Source organism: Aeromonas sp. Marseille-Q7275, from assembly GCF_965119515.1.
In genome coordinates, this window is the sequence record NZ_CBCPLW010000042.1 from 1 (window position 1) to 2392 (window position 2392).

2 protein-coding genes are annotated in these 2392 nt (G+C 66.5%); both read left to right on the top strand.

Annotated elements, in window-relative coordinates; genetic code table 11:
• Positions 1–25 precede the first annotated feature (25 nt).
• A complete protein-coding gene (locus ACWPWQ_RS21240) occupies positions 26–934 on the top strand; it encodes a LysR family transcriptional regulator (protein WP_454010701.1) in 909 nt (302 codons plus the stop codon).
• Positions 935–1035: 101 nt separating this feature from the next.
• Positions 1036–2392 (top strand): MATE family efflux transporter (locus tag ACWPWQ_RS21245; RefSeq protein WP_454010700.1); only part of this gene is annotated, 1357 nt, incomplete at its 3' end.

Here is a 2392-nt window from a genome sequence, read left to right on the forward strand (position 1 = left end):
TTTCCCCCACTGCCCCTTGCTGAACATGACCATCACCCGCACCGATCTTGCCGAACTGGCGGTATTTGCCGCCGTCGCCCGCCACCGCAGTTTCAGCAGGGCCGCCCTCGAGCTCGGGGTCTCTGCCTCGGCCCTGAGCCACTCCCTCAAGGGGCTGGAGAGTCGTCTGGGAGTCAGGCTGCTCAATCGCAGCACCCGGGCCGTGGTGCCGACCGAGGCGGGGGAGCGATTGCTGACGCAGTTGTTGCCGACCCTGGGTCAGCTGGAGGAGGCGCTGGAGGAGTTGACGCGCCACGGGGATGAGCCGGTCGGCAGGCTGAAGATCTGTGCGCCCAGGGCCGCCATTCAGGAGGTGCTGGCCCCTGTGCTTATCGACTACCTGGTGCGCTATGCGCGCATGCAGGTGGAGGTGGTGGAGCAGGAGCTGATGCCCCGTCTCATCGAGGATGGCTATGACGCCGCCCTCTTCTACGGCGATCTGCTGCCCCAGGAGATGATAGCCGTGCCCCTGGGTCCGTTGCAGCGCTATCTGGTGGTGGGCTCCCCCGACTACCTGGCAAGGCGCGGCATCCCCCTGCACCCCTCCGAACTCAGCCAGCATGACTGCATCGGCTACCGCCTGACCCCCCACCACCACTATCGCTGGGCCTTTGCCGCCGACGGCGCTCTGCTGGAGATAGAGGTGAGCGGGCCGCTGACCACCAGCACCCCCGCCCTCTATCTGGGGGCGGCCGAGGCGGGTCTGGGACTGGCCTACTGCTACGAGGAGGAGGTGAGCGATGCCCTGGCGGCGGGTCGGCTGGTGAGCGTGCTGAGCGCCTGGAGCCCCACCTTTGCCGGCTTCCATCTCTTCTACCCCAGCCGCCACCAGCTGGGCCACGGCCTGCGGGCCCTGATAGACATGTTGAAGGCCCACCATAGCCCGCGAGACTGATGAGCATTACTCATCAATGCATCAAATAAACACCGGATTATCAATGGAAAGATAAGAATCTACACTGTGGCTTCGATCCCCGACCCGGCAGAAGCACAGATATGTCAGCCTATTTCATTCGCCGTCAGCGGGCCATGACCCGCCGTTTCTGGGGCTATGCCCTCCCCTCCATCATGGCCATGCTGGTCTCCGGCGCCTATTACCTGGTGGATGGCATCTTCGTCGGCCACTATGTGGGGGCCGCCGGTCTCGCCGGGATCAATCTGGTCTACCCGGTCATCATGGTGCTGATCGGCCTCGCCGCCATGATCGCCATGGGGGCGGCGACCGCCATCTCCCTCCAGCAGGGGGCCAGAAACGTCGCCCTGGCCCGCCAGGCCCTGGTCAATGCGCTCTGGTTGCTGGGGCTGCTGGGGGCCCTGGCGCCGCTGCTGCTGCACCACTGGCACATCGACATCCTGCTGGCCCTGGGCATCACACCGGATACCGAGACCTGGCAACAGGCCAGCGACTACCTCGGCTGGATCGGGGGCGGCACCCTGCTGCTGGCCAGCAACCTGGCGGTGCCCTATCTGCTGCGCAACGACGGTCGACCCCGCCTCGCCATGGTGCTGGTGAGCGGCGGTGCCCTGCTCAACATACTGCTCAACTACATCATGGTCGGCCGCCTGGGGCTGGGGCTGGTGGGCACGGCCCAGGCTACCCTCATCTCGGAAGGGGTGGTCAGCCTGCTTGGCCTTGGCTATTTCTTTACCTCCCGCGCCAGATTGCGGCTGGACTGGCGCCAGCTGGTGCCCAGCTTCCCGGCCATGCCCAGGCTGCTGTTCACCGGGCTGCCGAGCCTGATCGCCCAGTTCAACCTGGGGTTGTTGCTGCTGCTGCACAACAGCCAGCTGATGGTGCACGGCTCGGTCAAGGATCTGGCGGGCTTCACGGTGGCGGGTTACACGGAGGCGGTGTTCATCGTGATCCTGCAGGGGCTGGCCTTCGGCATCCAGCCGCTGATCAGCCAGGCCACAGGAGCAGGGCGCCAGCGGGATCTCAGATTCCTGATGGCCATGGGGCTCAAGATCACGCTCATCTACGGTCTGGCGGTCTGGCTGCTGATCCAGCTGCTGCCCCGCCAGGTCGCCATGCTCTACACCGGGGATCAGGATGCCGAACTGCTGGCCGCCGCCGTCAGCAGCCTGACCCTCAACCTCGCCGCCATACCGCTGGAGGGGATCATCATGTTCGGCATAGTGCTGCTGCAGTCCATGGCGCGCACCCGCCAGGCCCTGGTCATCTCGGCCGCCAAGACGGCGCTGCTGCTGCCCCTCATCTTCCTGCTGCCGCTCTGGTGGGGCCGCGACGGCGTGCTGCTGGCCCAACCCGCGACCGTGCTGCTGCTGACCCCGCCGCTCTGCTGGCTGTTGTGGCGGGGCGGGGGGGCCCCCCCCCAGGGGAACGGCCCCCCCC

Coding starts and splice junctions, on each gene's coding strand:
- ACWPWQ_RS21240 (WP_454010701.1), top strand. CDS start 26: ATGACCATCACCCGCACCGATCTTGCCGAACTGGCGGTATTTGCCGCC.